Below are 361 nucleotides of genomic sequence, written 5' to 3'. Positions count from 1 at the left end.
GAAATAGAGTCAACGGTATCAATAGGCTTGTAGCTCAGGTGGTTAGAGCGCACCCCTGATAAGGGTGAGGTCGGTGGTTCAAGTCCACTCAGGCCTACCAAAATCGAATGAATGCTACGTTGTATCTCAGCTCGTTTACCCATGTAAACGTCGCTAAGCTACGCCTTGCCTTAATTCGATTTCGTTTTTAATTACATGGTTAGAAACGACGATGATACTGTCAAACCTGTTATGGGGCTATAGCTCAGCTGGGAGAGCGCCTGCCTTGCACGCAGGAGGTCAGCGGTTCGATCCCGCTTAGCTCCACCATAATACTTTTGAATTATTCAGAATAGATTAGTACAAATAGTCTATTGCGAAT

Annotated in this window: 2 tRNA genes; both read left to right on the top strand. The window is 45.4% G+C overall.

Going from position 1 to position 361, the window contains the following annotated elements:
- Positions 1–23 precede the first annotated feature (23 nt).
- Positions 24–100, top strand: a tRNA-Ile gene (locus tag AC3Z9T_RS21415).
- Between the two features lie 133 nt (positions 101–233).
- Positions 234–309 (top strand) — tRNA-Ala (locus AC3Z9T_RS21410).
- Positions 310–361 lie beyond the last annotated feature (52 nt).

The organism is Providencia sp. 6390 (genome assembly GCF_058148425.1).
Note: the sequence above shows the minus strand (reverse complement) of the source record. Positions and strands in the feature narration are given on the sequence as shown.